13 protein-coding genes are annotated in these 16,438 nt (G+C 68.8%); all 13 read left to right on the forward strand.

The features are described from left to right. Window positions 1-74: 74 nt before the first annotated feature. The 13 genes from GQY20_RS05405 (at window position 75) to GQY20_RS05465 (ending at window position 16,345) form a co-directional block, all read left to right on the forward strand. Window positions 75-1,535: a UDP-N-acetylmuramoyl-tripeptide--D-alanyl-D-alanine ligase gene (locus GQY20_RS05405; protein WP_157215962.1), complete on the forward strand. Its 1,461-nt coding sequence runs from the start codon at window positions 75-77 to the stop codon at window positions 1,533-1,535. Further along, entirely contained in the window at window positions 1,523-2,593 is a 1,071-nt protein-coding gene (gene mraY / locus GQY20_RS05410) for a phospho-N-acetylmuramoyl-pentapeptide-transferase (protein ID WP_157215963.1), read from the forward strand. The genes GQY20_RS05405 and mraY overlap by 13 nt, the downstream gene beginning before the upstream one ends. Further along, entirely contained in the window at window positions 2,590-4,032 is a 1,443-nt protein-coding gene (murD, locus tag GQY20_RS05415; protein WP_157215964.1) for a UDP-N-acetylmuramoyl-L-alanine--D-glutamate ligase, read from the forward strand. Before mraY ends, murD begins: the two co-directional genes overlap by 4 nt. After that, entirely contained in the window at window positions 4,029-5,234 is a 1,206-nt protein-coding gene (locus GQY20_RS05420; RefSeq protein WP_157215965.1) for a peptidoglycan glycosyltransferase FtsW, read from the forward strand. The genes murD and GQY20_RS05420 overlap by 4 nt, the downstream gene beginning before the upstream one ends. Next, window positions 5,231-6,400: an undecaprenyldiphospho-muramoylpentapeptide beta-N-acetylglucosaminyltransferase gene (gene murG / locus GQY20_RS05425; protein WP_157215966.1), complete on the forward strand. Its 1,170-nt coding sequence runs from the start codon at window positions 5,231-5,233 to the stop codon at window positions 6,398-6,400. The genes GQY20_RS05420 and murG overlap by 4 nt, the downstream gene beginning before the upstream one ends. Then, the gene (gene murC, locus GQY20_RS05430) at window positions 6,397-7,809 is read left to right on the forward strand and encodes a UDP-N-acetylmuramate--L-alanine ligase (RefSeq protein WP_157215967.1); all 1,413 of its coding nucleotides are present in this window, start codon (window positions 6,397-6,399) and stop codon (window positions 7,807-7,809) included. The genes murG and murC overlap by 4 nt, the downstream gene beginning before the upstream one ends. Continuing rightward, window positions 7,806-8,003 carry a hypothetical protein gene (locus GQY20_RS05435; protein WP_157215968.1) on the forward strand — a complete coding sequence of 66 codons (198 nt, stop codon included), beginning with the start codon at window positions 7,806-7,808 and terminating at the stop codon, window positions 8,001-8,003. Before murC ends, GQY20_RS05435 begins: the two co-directional genes overlap by 4 nt. Window positions 8,004-8,183: 180 nt before the next feature. Beyond that, window positions 8,184-9,101 (forward strand): UDP-N-acetylmuramate dehydrogenase, encoded by a 918-nt coding sequence (gene murB, locus GQY20_RS05440; RefSeq protein WP_157216178.1) that lies wholly within the window; start codon window positions 8,184-8,186, stop codon window positions 9,099-9,101. After that, complete coding sequence (locus tag GQY20_RS05445; protein ID WP_269769722.1) at window positions 9,098-10,048, forward strand: D-alanine--D-alanine ligase; 951 nt, start codon at window positions 9,098-9,100, stop codon at window positions 10,046-10,048. The genes murB and GQY20_RS05445 overlap by 4 nt, the downstream gene beginning before the upstream one ends. Next, on the forward strand, window positions 10,045-10,950 hold the full coding sequence (locus GQY20_RS05450; RefSeq protein WP_157215970.1) for a cell division protein FtsQ/DivIB: 906 nt from the start codon (window positions 10,045-10,047) through the stop codon (window positions 10,948-10,950). Before GQY20_RS05445 ends, GQY20_RS05450 begins: the two co-directional genes overlap by 4 nt. Before the next feature lie 13 nt (window positions 10,951-10,963). Next, window positions 10,964-12,223, forward strand: a complete 1,260-nt coding sequence (ftsA, locus tag GQY20_RS05455) for a cell division protein FtsA (protein WP_157215971.1) — start codon at window positions 10,964-10,966, stop codon at window positions 12,221-12,223. A 105-nt stretch (window positions 12,224-12,328) separates the two neighbouring features. Then, window positions 12,329-13,777: a cell division protein FtsZ gene (gene ftsZ / locus GQY20_RS05460; protein WP_157215972.1), complete on the forward strand. Its 1,449-nt coding sequence runs from the start codon at window positions 12,329-12,331 to the stop codon at window positions 13,775-13,777. Window positions 13,778-13,969: 192 nt separating this feature from the next. Next, on the forward strand, window positions 13,970-16,345 hold the full coding sequence (locus GQY20_RS05465) for an SPOR domain-containing protein (RefSeq protein ID WP_157215973.1): 2,376 nt from the start codon (window positions 13,970-13,972) through the stop codon (window positions 16,343-16,345). Window positions 16,346-16,438 lie beyond the last annotated feature (93 nt).

Consider the following 16,438-nt stretch of genomic DNA (forward strand, 5'->3'; position numbering starts at 1 on the left):
CCCCTCCACCATTCGCTGCGCGAACGGTCCCCCTCCCCCTGCGGGGGAGGATGTAAGAAGGGGAGCCGCTTGCAATGACCCGCCCCCTGTGGACCGCGTTCGAGATTGCCGCCGCCACTGACGGCGAGGTCTATGGCAGCTTCGCCGCCTCGGGCGTCGCGTTCGATTCGCGCGAGGTGGGGCCGGGGGACCTGTTCGTCGCGCTGAAGGGCGAGACCACCAACGGCCACCGTTTCGTCGACGCCGCGTTCGAGCGGGGGGCGGCGGGTGCGCTGGTGAGCGAGCCGATCGCCCAGCCGCATGTGCTGGTGCAGGAGGACGAGATCCCGTCCGACCGGATCGGGCGGCCCTATGTACAGGTGCAGGACAGCTATGCGGGCCTGAACGCGCTCGGCCGCGCGGCGCGGGCGCGCAGCGAGGCGCGGATCATCGGCGTCACCGGATCGGTCGGCAAGACCGGCACCAAGGAGGCCCTGTTCGCAGCGCTGGAGCGGACCGCGCCGGGCTTCGCGCACCGTTCGGTGAAGAGCTACAACAATCACACCGGCGTGCCGCTGAGCCTGTCGCGCATGCCGGCCGAGACGCGCTATGGCGTGTTCGAGATGGGGATGAACCACGCCGGCGAGCTCGCCGCGCTGACCCGGCTGGTACGCCCGCACATCGCCATCGTGACCGCGATCGCGCCGGCGCACAGCGCCTTCTTCCCCAGCGAGGAGGCGATTGCCGACGCCAAGGGCGAGATTTTCGAGGGGCTGGAGCCGGGCGGTACCGCGATCGTCCCGTTCGACAGCCCGCACCGCGACCGGCTGATCGAGGCGGCGCGTCCCTGGGCAGGCCGCATCCTGACCTTCGGCAGCGATGCCGGCGCCGACGTGCGCGCCCGCGAGGCGGTGCGCGCGCCGCATGGCGGCACGCTGGTGTCCGCCGTGCTGCCGGATGCGGAGCTGACCTTCACCATCGGCCTGCCGGGCGAGCATTGGGTGTCGAACGCGCTGGCGGTGCTGGCGGCGGTGGACGCTGCGGGCGGCGATCTCGCAGCGGCCGGGCTCGCGCTTGCCGATATGGCCGGGCTGCCGGGCCGCGGCCAGCGCCGCGTGGCGCCGCTGGCGGACGGCGAGGCGCTGGTCATCGACGAGAGCTACAACGCCAATCCCGCCTCGATGGCGGCGACGCTCAAGTCGCTCGGCGAGGAGCGGGGCGTCGGCCGGCGCATCGCCATCCTCGGCGAGATGCGTGAGCTGGGCGAGCAGTCGGCCCGTTATCATGCCGGCCTCGCCGAGCCGATCCTTGCGGCGGACGTCGATTATGCACTGCTTGTCGGCAGCGAAATGCGGGCGCTCGCGAATGCGCTTGAGGGCCGCATCGATTTCGCGCATGTGCCCGACGCCGCTGCCGCGCTCGAACGCCTTCCAGGCCTGATCGAAGCAGGCGACGCGGTGCTGATAAAAGGGTCCAACGCCATCGGGCTCGCCCGTCTCGTGGAGCATCTCGCTTCCGGGGCGCTGGCGGGCGGAAAGACGACATGCTCTATCTGATCGCCGAGCACCTTGGATTTCCCGGGGTTCTCAACCTCATCCGCTACATTACCTTCCGTGCCGGCGCCGCCGCGATCACGGCGCTGCTGATCGGCCTGATCATCGGCCCGAAGTTCATCGGCTGGCTGCGCGTGCGGCAGGGCAAGGGCCAGCCGATTCGCGAGGACGGCCCGAAGACCCATCTCGCCAAGCGCGGCACGCCCACCATGGGCGGGCTGATGATCCTCACCTCGCTCAGCGTTTCGATGCTGCTGTGGATGGAGCTTTCGAACCGCTATGTCTGGGCGTGCCTGTTCGTCACGCTCGGCTTCGGCCTGGTCGGCTTCCTCGACGATTATGACAAGGTGAAGAAGCGCAGCACGGCGGGCGTTTCCGGCAAGATGCGGCTGATCGCGGAGTTCGCGATCGCCGGCGTGGCCTGCTGGATGATCACCCGTGGCAACGGCACCGCGCTCTACCTGCCGTTCATCAAGGGGCCGATCATCGATCTGCACCTCGCCTATGTGCTGTTCGCGGCGTTCGTCGTCGTCGGCTTCGGCAATGCGGTGAACCTGACGGACGGGCTCGACGGGCTGGCGACTATGCCGGTGATCATCACCGCGCTGACCTTCTTCGTCATCGCCTATCTGGTCGGCAACGTGAAATTCGCCAATTATCTCGGCATTCCGCACGTGCCGGGTGCGGGCGACCTCACCATCATGTGCGCCGCGATGATCGGCGCGGGCCTCGCCTTCCTGTGGTTCAACGCGCCGCCCGCGGCGGTGTTCATGGGCGATACCGGCAGCCTCGCGCTCGGCGGCGCGCTCGGCACGCTGGCCGTGGTGACGCATCACGAGATCGTGCTGGGCGTGGTCGGCGGCCTGTTCGTGCTGGAGGCGCTGTCCGTCATCATCCAGGTGTTCTTCTACAAGCGGACCGGCAAACGCGTCTTCAAGATGGCGCCGATCCACCATCATTTCGAACAGCTCGGCTGGGCGGAATCGACCGTCGTGATCCGCTTCTGGATCATCAGCTTCGTGCTCGCGCTGGCGGGCCTGTCGACGCTCAAGCTCCGGTGATCGTCAGCCCCGCCTTCCGCGGCAAACGCTATGCCGTCCTCGGCCTCGCACGCTCCGGTGTCGCGACGGTGGAGGCGCTGCTGGCGAGCGGGGCCAAAGTGATCGCGTGGGATTCGGATGCGGCAAAACGGGACGCCCTCATCCTCCCCGGAACGGGGAGGGGGACCACACGAAGTGTGGTGGAGGGGCTGCCGCTAAACGCACGCGCAGCAATTGCTGCAGGCGGCTTGCCCCTCCACCATCCTGCGGATGGTCCCCCTCCCCCGTTGGGGGAGGATTTGAGTTTCGCCGACCCGCTCGAGATCGATCTTACCGGCCTCGACGGCGTCGTCGTCTCCCCGGGCGTGCCGCTCAACCGGCATCCGATCGCAGCGAAGGCGCGGGCGGCCGGCGTGCCGATCATCGGCGATATCGAGCTGTTCGCGCAGGCGCGGGCGTCGCTGCCGGCGCATCGGGTGGTCGGCATCACCGGCACCAATGGCAAGTCGACCACCACCGCGCTGATCACCCATATCGTCGAGACGGCGGGCATCCCGACCCTGATGGGCGGCAATATCGGCCTGCCCATCCTCGGGCGCGATCCGCTGCCCGAGGGAGGCGTCTATGTGCTCGAGCTGTCGAGCTACCAGATCGACCTCACCTACGGCCTCGATTGCGACGTGGCGGTGCTGACCAACGTCACGCCCGACCATCTCGATCGCTATGACGGCTTTGCCGGCTATGCCGCCTCCAAGGCGCGGCTGTTCGCGATGCAAAGCGAATGCCATGTCGCGGTGATCGCCACCGAGGACGATCCCTCGCGCGCCATCGCGGATACCCTCACTTCCGCTCGGGCTCAAGGTGAGCGGGGCAGAGGGCATCCCGATCTCATCCGGGTCGCCTCCACCGATATCGCCGATCAATCCGCCTGGCCCGCGCTGCAGGGGCCGCACAATGCGCAGAACGCCGCCATCGCCATCGCTGTGGCGCGGGCGCTCGGCATCGGCGAGGCGGCGATCACGGAAGGGCTTGCCACCTATCCCGGCCTGCCGCACCGCATGGAGCGCGTGGCCGAGAAGCAGGGCGTGCTCTACGTCAACGACAGCAAGGCGACCAACGCGACCTCCACGGCCCCGGCGCTCGCCGCCTATCCGGCGATCCACTGGATCCTCGGCGGCCTTGCCAAGACCGGCGATCTCGATGCCTGCGCGCCGCATTTCGGCCATGTCCGCGCGGCCTATACGATCGGCGATGCCGGCGAGATGTTCGCCGCGCTGCTGGCCCCGCACATGCCCGTCTCGCGTGCCGGCACGCTCGAGCGGGCGGTGGGCGCCGCGGCGCAGGCCGCTAAGCCGGGCGAGGTGGTGCTGCTCTCGCCCGCCTGCGCGAGCTTCGATCAGTTCAAGGACTATGAAGCGCGGGGCGAGGCGTTCCGCGCGCTGGTGGGGGCACTGGCATGACGACCAAGGTCACGACCGTCACACGCCGCAACCGGCACAGCGGGCCTCGTCTCGGGCGTGCCGACCGCTCGCCGCTGGGCACCTGGTTCTGGGAGATCGACCTCGTCCTGCTGATGCTGGTGACGGCGCTGATCAGCTGCGGCCTGATCGCGGTCGCCGCCGCATCTCCGTCCGCGGCGGTGCGCTATTCGGGCGGCAACGTGCATGTCGCCCCGCTTTATTATTTCTGGCGCCAGCTGATCTGGCTGGCGATGGGCATTCCGGTGATGTTCGCCGTCTCGATGCTGCCCAAGGATCTGGCGCGGCGCCTGTCGATCGCGGGCGCCGCGATCTTCACCCTGGCGCTCGCGCTCGTGCCGGTGATCGGCGTCGAGGTGAATGGCGCGCGGCGCTGGATCGGCGCGGGCGGCCTGCAGTTCCAGCCGTCCGAATTCCTCAAGCCGCTCTTCGTCGTGACTCTGGCCTGGCTGCTCTCGCTGCGTGCGCAGGATCGTACCCTGCCGGTCTTCCCGCTCACCGGACTGATCACCGGCTGCATCGCCGCGATCCTGATGAAGCAGCCGGATTTCGGGCAGACGATCATCTTCGGATCGATGTGGCTGGCGCTGCTGATGCTCAGCGGCGTGCCGATGCGCTACATGGCCTGGCTCGGCGCAGCCGGCGTCGGCGCGGTGATCGCCGCCTATTTCTTCTATCCGGTGGCGACCGCGCGGATCGACGCTTTCCTGCATGGCGGCGGCGATACCTACCAGACCGACATGGCGCATGCGACGATCACCAATGGTGGCCTGCTCGGCATGGGGCCGGGTGCCGGCACGATGAAGTTCCGCCTGCCGGAGGCGCATACCGACTATATCTTCTCGGTGATCGGCGAGGAATTCGGCCTGCTGGCTTGCCTGGCCATCGCCCTGCTCTACCTCTTCATCGTGATGCGTGTGTTCGTGAAGCTGCTGCACGAGGAGGATAGCTTCACCCTCCTCGCCGCCGCCGGGCTGGTGACCGAGTTCGGCCTGCAGGCGGTGATCAACATGGCGGTGAACACGCAGATCGCGCCGTCCAAGGGCATGACCCTGCCGTTCATCAGCTATGGCGGCTCCTCGATGATCGCGTTGTCGATCGGGTTCGGCCTGTTGCTCGCCTTCACGCGGCGCAATCCGTTCCTCACCCGCTCGCCCTATATCGTGAAGTGGAACACGCGATGAGCGTCACCCGCCATTTCGTCCTCGCCGCCGGCGGCACTGGCGGCCACATGATTCCGGCGCATGCGCTGGCCGAGGAACTGATGAAGCGCGGCCATCATGTCGCGCTGATCACCGATGAGCGCGGCGCCCAATATCCCGGCCTGTTCGCGGGCGCGCAGGTGCACGTCATGCCCGCCGGCCGCGTGGCGGGCGGGCCGGCCGGCTGGCTTCGCGCCGGCAAGGACATCCTGGCCGGGCGGGCCATGGCGCGGCGGCTCTACGAGGTGTTCCAGCCCTCGGCGGTGATCGGTTTCGGCGGCTATCCGGCGCTGCCGGCGCTGCTCGCCGCGTTCAAGGACAAGATCCCGACCGCGATTCATGAGCAGAATGCCGTGCTCGGCCGCGTCAACCGGCTGGTCGCGCGCAAGGTGGACGCCGTCGCCACGGCCTATCCCAAGGTGCAGCGCCTCACCCGACGGCAGGCCGCCAAGGCGCATCTGGTCGGCAATCCGGTGCGCGAGGAGGTGCTGCGGCTGCGCGACGAGCCGTTCCCGGCGCTGAGCCCGGACGGCGTGTTCCGCATCCTCGTCACCGGCGGCAGCCAGGGCGCGAGCATACTTTCGCAGGTGGTGCCCGACGGGCTCGGCCTGCTGCCGCTCAACTTCCGCCGCCGCTTGCAGGTAACGCAGCAGTGCCGCGATGCGGATATCGAGCATGTCCGTGTCAAATATGCCGAGCTTGGCATTCCCGCGGACCTCGCCACCTATCTGCCCGACCTGCCGGAGCGGCTGGGCTGGGCGCATCTCGTGATCGGCCGCGCCGGCGCGTCGACCATCGCGGAACTGACCGCGGCGGGGCGTCCGGCGATCCTGATTCCCTATCCCTCGGCGGCGGACGACCACCAGACATTCAACGCCCGCGAGCTGGCGGAGACCGGCGGCGCGCGGATGATCCCGCAGCCGCGATTCACCGCGGTGGAGATTGCCAAGCAGATGCAGAAGCTCGCGCTGGAGCCCGGCGCGCTGATTAACGCCGCCAAGCGCGCCAAGGCGTGCGGCCGGCCCCATGCCGCTCAGGACCTCGCCGACCTGGTCGAAGGGCTGGGCCGCAAGCCCGTGCAGGACGGCGTGGCGGCGCAGCCGGTCTCGGACGATCCCGCCCCGTTCCCCAAAGGAGCTTACGCATGAAGGGTGTCGCGATCGACATCGGCACCATCCATTTCATCGGCATCGGCGGCATCGGCATGTCCGGCATCGCCGAGGTGATGCACAATCTCGGCTACAAGGTGCAGGGCTCGGACGTCGCCGAGGGCTATGTGATCGAGGGGCTACGCAAGAAGGGCATCGCTGTCGCGATCGGCCACAAGGCGGAGAATCTGGGCGATGCCGCGGTGGTGGTGACCTCCACCGCGATCAAGCGTGGCAACCCCGAAGTGGAGCTGGCGCTGGAGAAGCGCATCCCCGTCGTCCGCCGCGCCGAGATGCTGGCCGAGCTGATGCGGCTGAAGTCCACCGTCGCGGTGGCCGGCACGCACGGCAAGACGACGACCACCTCGATGGTCGCGGCCCTGCTCGACGCGGGCGGCGTCGATCCCACGGTGATCAACGGCGGCATCATCAACAGCTATGGTTCCAACGCCCGGCTCGGCGCGTCCGACTGGATGGTGGTGGAGGCCGACGAAAGCGACGGCAGCTTCCTGCGCCTGGACGGCACCTTTGCGATCGTCACCAACATCGATCCCGAGCATCTCGATCATTACGGTTCGTTCGACAAGGTGAAGGACGCCTTCGTCGAGTTCGTCGAGAATGTTCCCTTCTACGGCGCGGCTTTGCTCTGCCTCGATCATCCCGAGGTGCAGGCGATCCTGCCGCGCGTGCGCGACCGGCGGATCGTAACCTACGGCTTTTCCGCCCAGGCCGACATCCGGGGTGAGAATGTGACGCCTTTCCCAGGCGGCAACCGCTTCGACGCGATGATTCGCAGCCGCGACGGCGTGGTGCGCACCATTGCGGGTATCGAGCTGCCCATGCCCGGCCGGCACAATGTGCAGAACGCGCTCGGCGCGATCGGGGTGGCGCTGGAGCTCGGCATCGCCGACGACGTGATCCGCACCGGCTTCGCCAAGTTCGGCGGGGTCAAGCGACGCTTCACCAAGGTGGGCGAGGTGGGCGGCGCGATCGTGATCGACGATTATGGCCACCATCCGGTCGAGATCCGCGCGGTGCTCGCCGCGGCGCGGGAGAGCGCGGAGGGGCGGGTAATTGCGGTGGTCCAGCCGCATCGGTTCACGCGGCTGCGTGACCTGATGGCGGAGTTCCAGTCCGCCTTCAACGACGCCGACATGGTCTATGTCGCGCCGGTCTATCCGGCCGGCGAGGCGCCGATCGCGGGCGTCGACGCGGCCGCGCTGGTGGCCGGGCTGAAGACGCGCGGGCATCGCGCGGCGCAGGAGATCGAGGGGGCGGACGCGCTGGCGCGCGAACTGGCCCCTGTCGTTCGGCCGGGCGACATGGTTATCTGTCTCGGAGCGGGGGATATCACCAAATGGGCCGCTGGCCTCGCCGGCGCCATCGAGAAGGAAAGGATCACCGCATGATCGACAACTTCACCGGTTGGAAGCTGCTCCAGGACCGCCTGCTGGCGGTGCAGCGCGCGCAGGTCGAGGCCGCGACCAAGCTGATGGGCATGGGCGAAAATTTCGACGGCGCGCTCGAAGCCGCCAAGAAGGTCGCCGATGCCAATGTCCAGGCGTGGGAAAGCTGGATGGCGCTGTGGGGCGTGAAGAAGTGACGGGAGCTGGCCGCCTTCTCATCCTCCCCCAAAGGGGGAGGGGGACCGCGCGTAGCGCGGTGGAGGGGTTCCCGCGCGCGTCATTCTCTTCGTCGCGCTTTAAGTCGGTCGGGAACCCCTCCACCATGCTTCGCATGGTCCCCTCCCCGTTCCGGGGAGGATGAGGAAGAGCAAGTGCAGATGACGACCGCCGCCTCGACTCTCGCGATCGACACCTTGCCCCCTCTGCGGGGCGAGGCGATCGCGCGCGGGTCGCTGGCGGATTTCATCTGGTTCCGCACCGGCGGGCCGGCCGAATGGCTTGTCCGGCCCGCCGATGTGGCGGATCTGTCGGAATTCCTGGCGGCGCTCGATCCGGTCGTGCCGCTGTTCCCGGTCGGGGTCGGATCGAACCTGATCGTGCGCGACGGCGGCCTGCCGGGCGTCACCGTGCGCCTGCCCAAGAGCTTCGCCAAGGTGGCGATCGAGCCGGGTCAGCGGGTGCGCGCGGGCGCTGCGGCGATGGGCATCACCGTTGCCAGCGCCGCGCGCGATGCGGGCATCGCCGGCCTTGAATTTCTCCGCGGCATTCCCGGCACCGTGGGCGGCGCCGTGCGCATGAATGCCGGCGCTTATGGCCGCGAGGCGGCCGATATCCTGATCGAGGCGACGCTGGTGCTGCGCGATGGCACGGTCGAGACCTGGCCGGCCGGCCGGCTCGGCTACACCTATCGCCATTCGGAGCTGCCGCAGGGCGCGGTGGTGGTCGAGGCGCTGTTCGCGGGCACACAAGGCGAGCCGGCCGCGATCGGCGCGGAGATGGACCGTATCGCCGCCGAGCGCGAGGCCAGCCAGCCGCTGCGCTCGCGCACCGGTGGATCGACCTTCAAAAATCCGGACGGGCACAAGGCGTGGGCGCTAGTCGACGCGGCGGGCTGCCGTGGGCTGCGCCGCGGCGATGCGCAGGTGTCCGAGAAACATTGCAACTTCCTGCTCAACCTCGGCGCGGCGAGTGCCGCGGATATCGAGGCGCTGGGCGAGGAGGTGCGCGCACGGGTGAAGGCGCAGTCGGGCATCGATCTGGAATGGGAGATACAGCGAGTGGGGGTGAGGGCGTGAGCGCGGCGGTCAAATCCCTTCACGTCGCGGTGTTGATGGGCGGCTGGTCGTCCGAACGGGAGGTGTCGCTCACCTCGGGCGAGGGCGTGGCCAAGGCGCTGGAAGCGCTCGGCCACCGCGTGACGCGGATCGATATGGACCGCGACGTCGCCCTGCGTCTGCATGAAACCAAACCCGATATCGTATTCAACGCGCTGCACGGCACGCCCGGCGAGGACGGCACGGTGCAGGGCATGCTGGACCTGATGGGCCTCAAATATACCCATTCGGGCCTCGCCACCTCGGTGATCGCGATCGATAAGCAGCTGACCAAGCAGGCGCTGGTGCCGCATGGGGTGCGCATGCCGGGCGGCTTCGTCGTGGCGAGCGAGAGCCTCTATGCGGACGATCCGCTGCCCCGGCCCTTCGTGCTGAAGCCGGTCAACGAGGGGTCCTCGGTCGGCGTCGCGATCGTCACCGATGAGGGCAATTACGGCCGCCCGATCGCACGCGATGCCAAAGGGCCGTGGCAGGAATTCGACGAGCTGCTCGCCGAGCCCTTCATCCGCGGGCGCGAGCTGACCGTCGCCGTGCTGCGCGACAAGCCGCTGGCGGTGACCGAGCTCAAGCCCAAGAGCGGCTTTTACGATTACGACGCCAAATATACCGATGGGCTCACCACCCATATCTGTCCGGCGCAGATCCCGGCGGACGTCGCCGCCGCGGCGATGGAACTGGCCGCGCTCGCCCACCGGCTGCTCGGCTGCAAGGGTACCTCGCGCTCGGATTTCCGCTGGGACGACGAGAAGGGGGTGGAGGGGCTCTATCTGTTGGAGGTCAACACCCAGCCGGGAATGACGCCGCTCAGCCTCGTACCGGAGCAGGCGCGCCATGTCGGCCTCAGCTATGAACGGCTCGTCGAGCATATTCTCGAGGATGCCCTGGAAGGGGGGGAAGCGGCGCGATGACCGCCACGGCCACGATCCGCCGCGGCGCGGCGCCGAAACGCAAGCGCGTGGTCGCCAAGGGCCGCGCGTCTCGCAAGCCCTCGGCGGCGAGCCGCGCGCTCGCCCTCATCCCCGTGCCAGCCGAGACGCTGCGGCAGGCGGGCAATTATCTGCTGCTCGGCCTGGCCGGCATCGCCCTGATTGCTGGCGTGGTGGCGATCAAGCTGCCCCAGATGGTCGGCCTCGAAGTCGGCGAGGCGATCGGCGACATGGGCTTCTCGGTGAAGCGGGTGGAGATCACGGGCATCGACAAGATGGACCGGTTGCCCGTCTATTCGGTGGCGCTCGACCAGAAATCGATGGCGATGCCGCTGGTCGATCTCGGCGAGATCCGCGATCGGCTGATGCAGTTCGGCTGGGTGCAGGATGCGCGCGTCTCTCGCCGGCTGCCGGATACGCTGGTGGTCGACATCGTCGAGCGCAAGCCGGCGGCGATCTGGCAGTTCAACCAGAAGCTGGCTCTGGTCGACGCCCAGGGCCATGTGCTCGCCCCGGTCGATCCGACGCAGATGCCGGACCTCCCGCTGCTGATCGGGCCGGCGGCCAATCTCCAGTCCGGCGCGCTCGCCGATCTGATCGCCGCGGCGCCGCAGATCAAGCCGATGCTGACCGGCGCGACCTGGGTCGGCGGCCGGCGGTGGGACCTGCGCTTCCAGTCCGGCGAGACGCTGGCGCTGCCGGAGGGACAGGACGCCGCCAAGGCCGCGCTCGTCAAGTTCACCCGCATGGACGCGAACGCCCGGCTGCTCGGCCAGGGATTCGTGCGCTTCGACATGCGCCTGCCCGACCGGTTCGTCGTGCGCGTCTCCAAGGAGCCGGGCAAGGAACTCGCCCCCGACAATCCCGCCAAGACCGTCACCTGAGGAGCAACAGCCCATGGCCCAGCCGCGCAGCGAAAACCTCATCACCGCCCTCGACATCGGATCGTCGAAGATCTGCGCGCTCATCGCCCAGGAAGGCGAGGGGGGAGAACTGCAGATCCTCGGTACCGGCCAACGCGAGAGCAAGGGCGTGAAGCGCGGCTACATCGCCGACATGGAACGCACCGAGGCGGCCATCCGCGAAGCGGTGGAGCAGGCGGAGCGGATCGCGGGCACCAATATCGAGGATGTCTGGGTCAGCTTCTCGGCGGGCGGACTGGTGAGCGACATCGCCTCCGTGGAGGTGGAGCTGGGCGGGCACCGGGTCGAGCAGGAGGATATCGACGAACTGCTGGCGGCGGGCCGCGGTTCGATCGATCCGGACGGCCGGATGGTGCTGCATGCGCAGCCGACGCTCTACACGCTCGACGGGCTGACCGGCGTCAAGAAGCCGCTCGGCCTCCATGCCGACCGGCTGGGCGTCGACATCCATGTGGTGAAGGCGGACGCCTCGCCGGTGCGCAATCTCGACCTGTGCGTGCGCAGCGCGCATCTGGAGGTGAAGTCGATCGTCGCCTCGCCGGTGGCGACCGGCATGTCCTGCCTGAGCGAGGAGGAGCGCGAGCTCGGCGTCGCGCTGGTCGAGCTCGGCGCGGGCGTCACCAACGTCTCGCTGTTCGCGGGCGGCATGCTGGTCGGCCTCAGTTCGATCCCCTATGGCGCTGCGGACATCACCGACGACATCGCCTCGGCATTCGGCACGCGCCGCGCGCAGGCGGAGCGGATGAAGTGCTTCCACGGCTCGGCGACGATGAGCCCGCGCGACAATCACGACATGATCGAGGTGGCGCCGCTGTCGAGCGAGGAGGGTGCCGAGCCGGCGCGGATCACCCGTGCGCAGATGATCGCAGTGATCCGCCAGCGGCTGGAACATCTCACCGGCGAGATCGCTACCGCGTTGAAAGAGCTCGGCTTCGCCGGCCCGGTCGGTCGGCAGGTGGTGCTGACCGGCGGCGGCGCGGAGCTGAAGGGCGTCGCGGACTATATGCAGGGCGTGCTCGGCCGGGCGGTTCGCATCGGCCGGCCGCGCGGGCTGGCCGGTCTGCCCGATGCGCACTCAGGCCCGGCTTTCGCCACCCTGGCGGGGCTGGCACAGTTCGCCGCGTCCGATCCGGTGGATCTGCGCGCGGCGGTTCCGGACAGCCAGATCGTCCATCGCCCCTCGGCGGTGAACATGGTTCAGCGGCTGATCACCGCGTTCAAGAGCGGTTACTGAGAAAATCATGGTGGATGTTAACTTTTTGCGTGCGTCGGCGAATCGCTTGATTCATAATCACTCAAGGGGGCGCGTTGCGCTGGCCGTGTATCGGGGAGATTGCAAATGACGATCGAGTTCATTCGTCCGGAAGTGGATGAATTGCGGCCGAGAATCAGCGTGATCGGCGTAGGCGGCGCGGGCGGCAACGCCATCGCCAACATGATCGCCTCGGAGGTCCAGGGTGTAGACTTCATCGTTGCGAACACCGACGCGCAGGCGCTCAACGCTTCGCCGGCGGCGCAGCGCATTCAGCTCGGGCTGCGCATCACGCAGGGGCTGGGCGCGGGTTCGCGGCCGGAGATCGGCCGCGCCGCGGCCGAGGAGACGCTGGAGCAGGTCGAAAAGGCGCTCGACGGCGCGCACATGTGCTTCATCGCCGCCGGCATGGGCGGCGGCACCGGCACCGGCGCCGCCCCTGTGATCGCCAAGGCGGCGCGTGACCGCGGCATCCTGACCGTCGGCGTCGTCACTAAGCCGTTCAGCTTCGAGGGCGCGCGCCGCTCGCGTTCGGCCGATGCCGGCATCGACGAGCTGCAGAAGCATGTCGACACGCTGATCGTCATCCCGAACCAGAATCTGTTCCTGGTCGCCAATCCGAACACCACCTTCAAGGAGGCGTTTCAGATGGCGGACGAGGTGCTGCAGCAGGGCGTGCGCGGCATCACCGACCTGATGGTCATGCCCGGCCTCATCAACCTCGACTTTGCCGACGTCCGCTCGGTGATGGGCGAGATGGGCAAGGCGATGATGGGCACGGGCGAGAGCTCGGGCGACAATCGCGCGATCGAGGCGGCGGAAAAGGCGATCGCCAATCCGCTGCTCGACGGCGTGTCGATGCGCGGCGCCAAGGGCGTGATCATCTCGATCACCGGCGGCGAGGACATGCGCCTGATGGAGGTCGACGAGGCCGCCAACCATATCAAGGAACTGGTCGATCCGGACGCGAACATCATCTGGGGTTCGGCGTTCAACAACGATCTGGAGGGCAAGATCCGCGTGTCGGTCGTTGCGACCGGCATCGAGGCCGACGCATCCAATATGCCCGAGCCGGCCAAGCTGTTCAGCTTCCCGCCGGCGCGCAAGCCGGCCGAGCCGGCCCCGGCCGCTCCGGCCCGCGCGGCAGAGCCGGCTCCGGTTCCGCCGCCGGCCGAGCCGCCCGTGGCTGAACAGGCCGCGGCGCCGCAGGCTGCCGAGACCGAGAAGGGCGGTGACGAGCTGGTGCTGGGCGAGGAGGACGTGCTTTCCCCGGTCGTCAACAGCAATCCGCTGCCGCCGCGCGCCGAGGAACCGGGCTCGTCCGCAGGCACGCGCCGCTGGCTGACGGTGGAAGGCGATAATGCCCGGCCGGCTCCTGCTGCCGCCGCGGCTCGTGAAGGCGGCACGCTGTTCGAGCGTATGTCCAACATCGCTCGCGGCGCCGCCAAGGCGCAGGTGGAAGAGGAAACCCCGGCGCCGCGCACGCGCGATCCGCTGGAAATCCCCCGGTTCCTCAACCGCCAGAACAACCAGTAAGGTTCCGTTCCCCTCCCGAGACGGGAGGGGGCAGGGACGGATTTGCGGCCGGTGGGGCTCAGTGCCTCGCCGGCCGTTTCTTTGCCGCGCGACGCCTCTGCCCGTTCATCTTCGGGTGGGACCGGCTTGCCGCGTCTGGACTCACGTTCAGCTTGCGGCCATCAGTGGGTCCGCTTTTATGCGGCTCATATCATGAAAATCCGACTCACCCGCCCCGCGGCGTTGCTCGCGGCCTCGCTTTTTACAATCGCCTGGTCGGGCGCCCTGCGCGCGCAGGATGACACGCCCGCCGTCCCCGACGATCCGGTGCTGGATGCCCGCGCCGCCGAGGCGCGGGCTGATCCGGCTGAGGCGCTGGCGCGTTACCTGCGCGTGCTGGCCGCCCGCCCGCGGGATCTGACCGCATTGACGGGCGCCGGGCGCGCAGCGCTGGACATTGGCGACGGCAATGCGGCGATCGGCTTCTTCGCGCGTGCCGAGCAGGTGGCGCCGACGGATGGCAAGGTGAAGGCGGGGCTCGCCTCCGCGCTCGTCCAGATCGGCCAACCGCGCGCCGCACTGAAGCTGTTCGACCAGGCCGTGTCGCTCGGCGTTCCCGACGCCAGCATCGCGGCCGATCGCGGCCTCGCCTGGGATCTGCGCGGCGATCCGAAGCGAGCGCAGCGCGATTATGCGCTGGCGCTCAGCAAGGGTCCGAACGATGAGACGACGCGCCGCATGGCGCTGTCGATGGCGATCGGTGGGGATCGCACGGGCGCGATGACGGTGCTCGATCCGCTGTTGCGCAAGCAGGACAAGGCAGCCTGGCGCGCACGCGCCTTCATCTATGCGCTGACCGGCGACCCGCAGGCGGCGAGCGATACCGCCAAGCTGCTGATGCCATCCAACCAGGCGGCCGCGATCGCGCCGTTCCTTTCCAAGATCGGCACGCTGAAGCCGGCGCAGAAGGCGATGGCGGTCAATTTCGGTCAGATTCCGGCGGATGCCGAGACCGATGCGAAGAGCCGCACGCAGCTGGCGAGCGCGCAGGACGTGCTCTCCTCCGCCTCACAATTTGGCGGCGGCCTGCCGCCAGCTCCGGCGGCATCGGCGGCATCGGCGGATCGGCCCGATCGGGCGCTGATCCCCACCGGCAAGCCGCTCGGCCGTACTGCCGAGGCTGCGGACGGCGACGAGGGCGATGCGACACCCTCCACTCAGCCGGTCCAGCCCGTGCAGCCGATCCAGCCGTCGCGGAACGCGCGCGCCCAGCAGCAGCAGCAGCAGCGGCAGGCCAGCCGTCCCTCGCAGGAATTCGTGATCGCGCCCGATGTGTCGCGCATCGGCGCTGCGGAGCGCCCGCCGGCCGGAGCCACCTCGGTGGAGACGAAGCTGGCTGACTCCACGGGCCGAGCCACCTCGCCGACCGCTGCATCGCCGAAGCCACCCGCGCCGAGCGTCGAGATGCGCCTCGCCGACGCCGCCGACCGCGCGACCGCCGGACCGGTCGCGCCGGCCAGCCGGCCGGCGGTATCGCCTGCTTCTGCTCTGGCGGCTGCGTCAGCCGGGGCGCGGCAGGCGGCCAGTTCCGAACCTCCGGCCACGGCAATGCCCGTCAGGGCCGATCCGATGCCGGTCCGCCAGGTCTATGGTCCGCCAGCCGACGGTTCGGACACGCCGGGCCAGCGCGCCCCCGTCCCGCAGACCGTACCCGCGCCTGCGGCCCAAGCTACGGCCATGCCGCCGCGCGCGACCTATGGTGCGCCGGCAGACCCCGGAACGGCGAAGCCTGCTCCGCGCCCGGCCGCGCCGAAGCCGGCCAATCTTGCCGCGATCGATCCGGTCGATCTCAAACCCGCCTCTGCCGCGACCAGGCCGGTCGAAAAGGCAAGGGCGCCGGACAAGACGAAGTCGGCCGCCAGGGACGAGGACGGCGGCAAGGACAAGAGCGCCACCGTCAAGACCAGGGATGAGGACTGCACGCCGGCGACCGCGGGCCGCACGGCGCACAGTGCCCATCGCCGTGGCGCAGCGCCGAGCGCCAAGTGCGCCGCGGGCGACGGCAAGGTGCGCGAGGCGGAGGCCAAGACCGACGCCAAGGGCAAGGCCGCCGGCAAGACCGCTGCCGAGGAAGAATGCGCCACGGCTGCCAAGGGCCGGACCCATGGCCGCAGTGCCAGGCAGAGCGCCAAATGCCTCGCGCTGGCCGCGAAGGACGACAAGTCCGCAAAGGATGCCAAGGACGCCAAGGGCAAGGCCGGCGGCAAGGGTGCTTCCGACAAGGGCGACGATGCCTCCGCGAAGGATGGCAAGTCGGCAGGCGACCGTTTCTGGGTGCAGGTGGCGAGCGGATCGAACAAGGCCAATCTCGGCAAGGCCTGGGATCAGGTGAAGAGCAAGAGCCGCCTGCTGCAAGGCCGGACGCCGTCCTCCACGCCCTGGAAGGGATCGAACCGCATCCTGGTCGGCCCGTTCAAGACCGACGAGGAAGCGCAGGATTTCGTGAACAAGCTCGCCAAGCAGGGCGTGTCGGGCATCCAGTTCACCAGCCGCAAGGGATCGACGGTGGAGAAGATCTCCACGAAGTGAGGGGAGGAGTCTCGCCACTCGCGATTTGGAGTTTTTTCTTCTTCGTCACCCCAGCGGAAGCTGGGGTCGCTCGCAACAGTCATCCGGTTGCCC

It is taken from the genome of Flavisphingomonas formosensis (genome assembly GCF_009755815.1).
GTDB classification, from domain to species: domain Bacteria; phylum Pseudomonadota; class Alphaproteobacteria; order Sphingomonadales; family Sphingomonadaceae; genus Flavisphingomonas; species Flavisphingomonas formosensis.

Coding starts and splice junctions, on each gene's coding strand:
- GQY20_RS05405 (WP_157215962.1), top strand. CDS start 75: ATGACCCGCCCCCTGTGGACCGCGTTCGAGATTGCCGCCGCCACTGAC.
- mraY (WP_157215963.1), top strand. CDS start 1,523: ATGCTCTATCTGATCGCCGAGCACCTTGGATTTCCCGGGGTTCTCAAC.
- GQY20_RS05420 (WP_157215965.1), top strand. CDS start 4,029: ATGACGACCAAGGTCACGACCGTCACACGCCGCAACCGGCACAGCGGG.
- murG (WP_157215966.1), top strand. CDS start 5,231: ATGAGCGTCACCCGCCATTTCGTCCTCGCCGCCGGCGGCACTGGCGGC.
- murC (WP_157215967.1), top strand. CDS start 6,397: ATGAAGGGTGTCGCGATCGACATCGGCACCATCCATTTCATCGGCATC.
- GQY20_RS05435 (WP_157215968.1), top strand. CDS start 7,806: ATGATCGACAACTTCACCGGTTGGAAGCTGCTCCAGGACCGCCTGCTG.
- murB (WP_157216178.1), top strand. CDS start 8,184: ATGACGACCGCCGCCTCGACTCTCGCGATCGACACCTTGCCCCCTCTG.
- GQY20_RS05450 (WP_157215970.1), top strand. CDS start 10,045: ATGACCGCCACGGCCACGATCCGCCGCGGCGCGGCGCCGAAACGCAAG.
- ftsA (WP_157215971.1), top strand. CDS start 10,964: ATGGCCCAGCCGCGCAGCGAAAACCTCATCACCGCCCTCGACATCGGA.
- ftsZ (WP_157215972.1), top strand. CDS start 12,329: ATGACGATCGAGTTCATTCGTCCGGAAGTGGATGAATTGCGGCCGAGA.
- GQY20_RS05465 (WP_157215973.1), top strand. CDS start 13,970: ATGAAAATCCGACTCACCCGCCCCGCGGCGTTGCTCGCGGCCTCGCTT.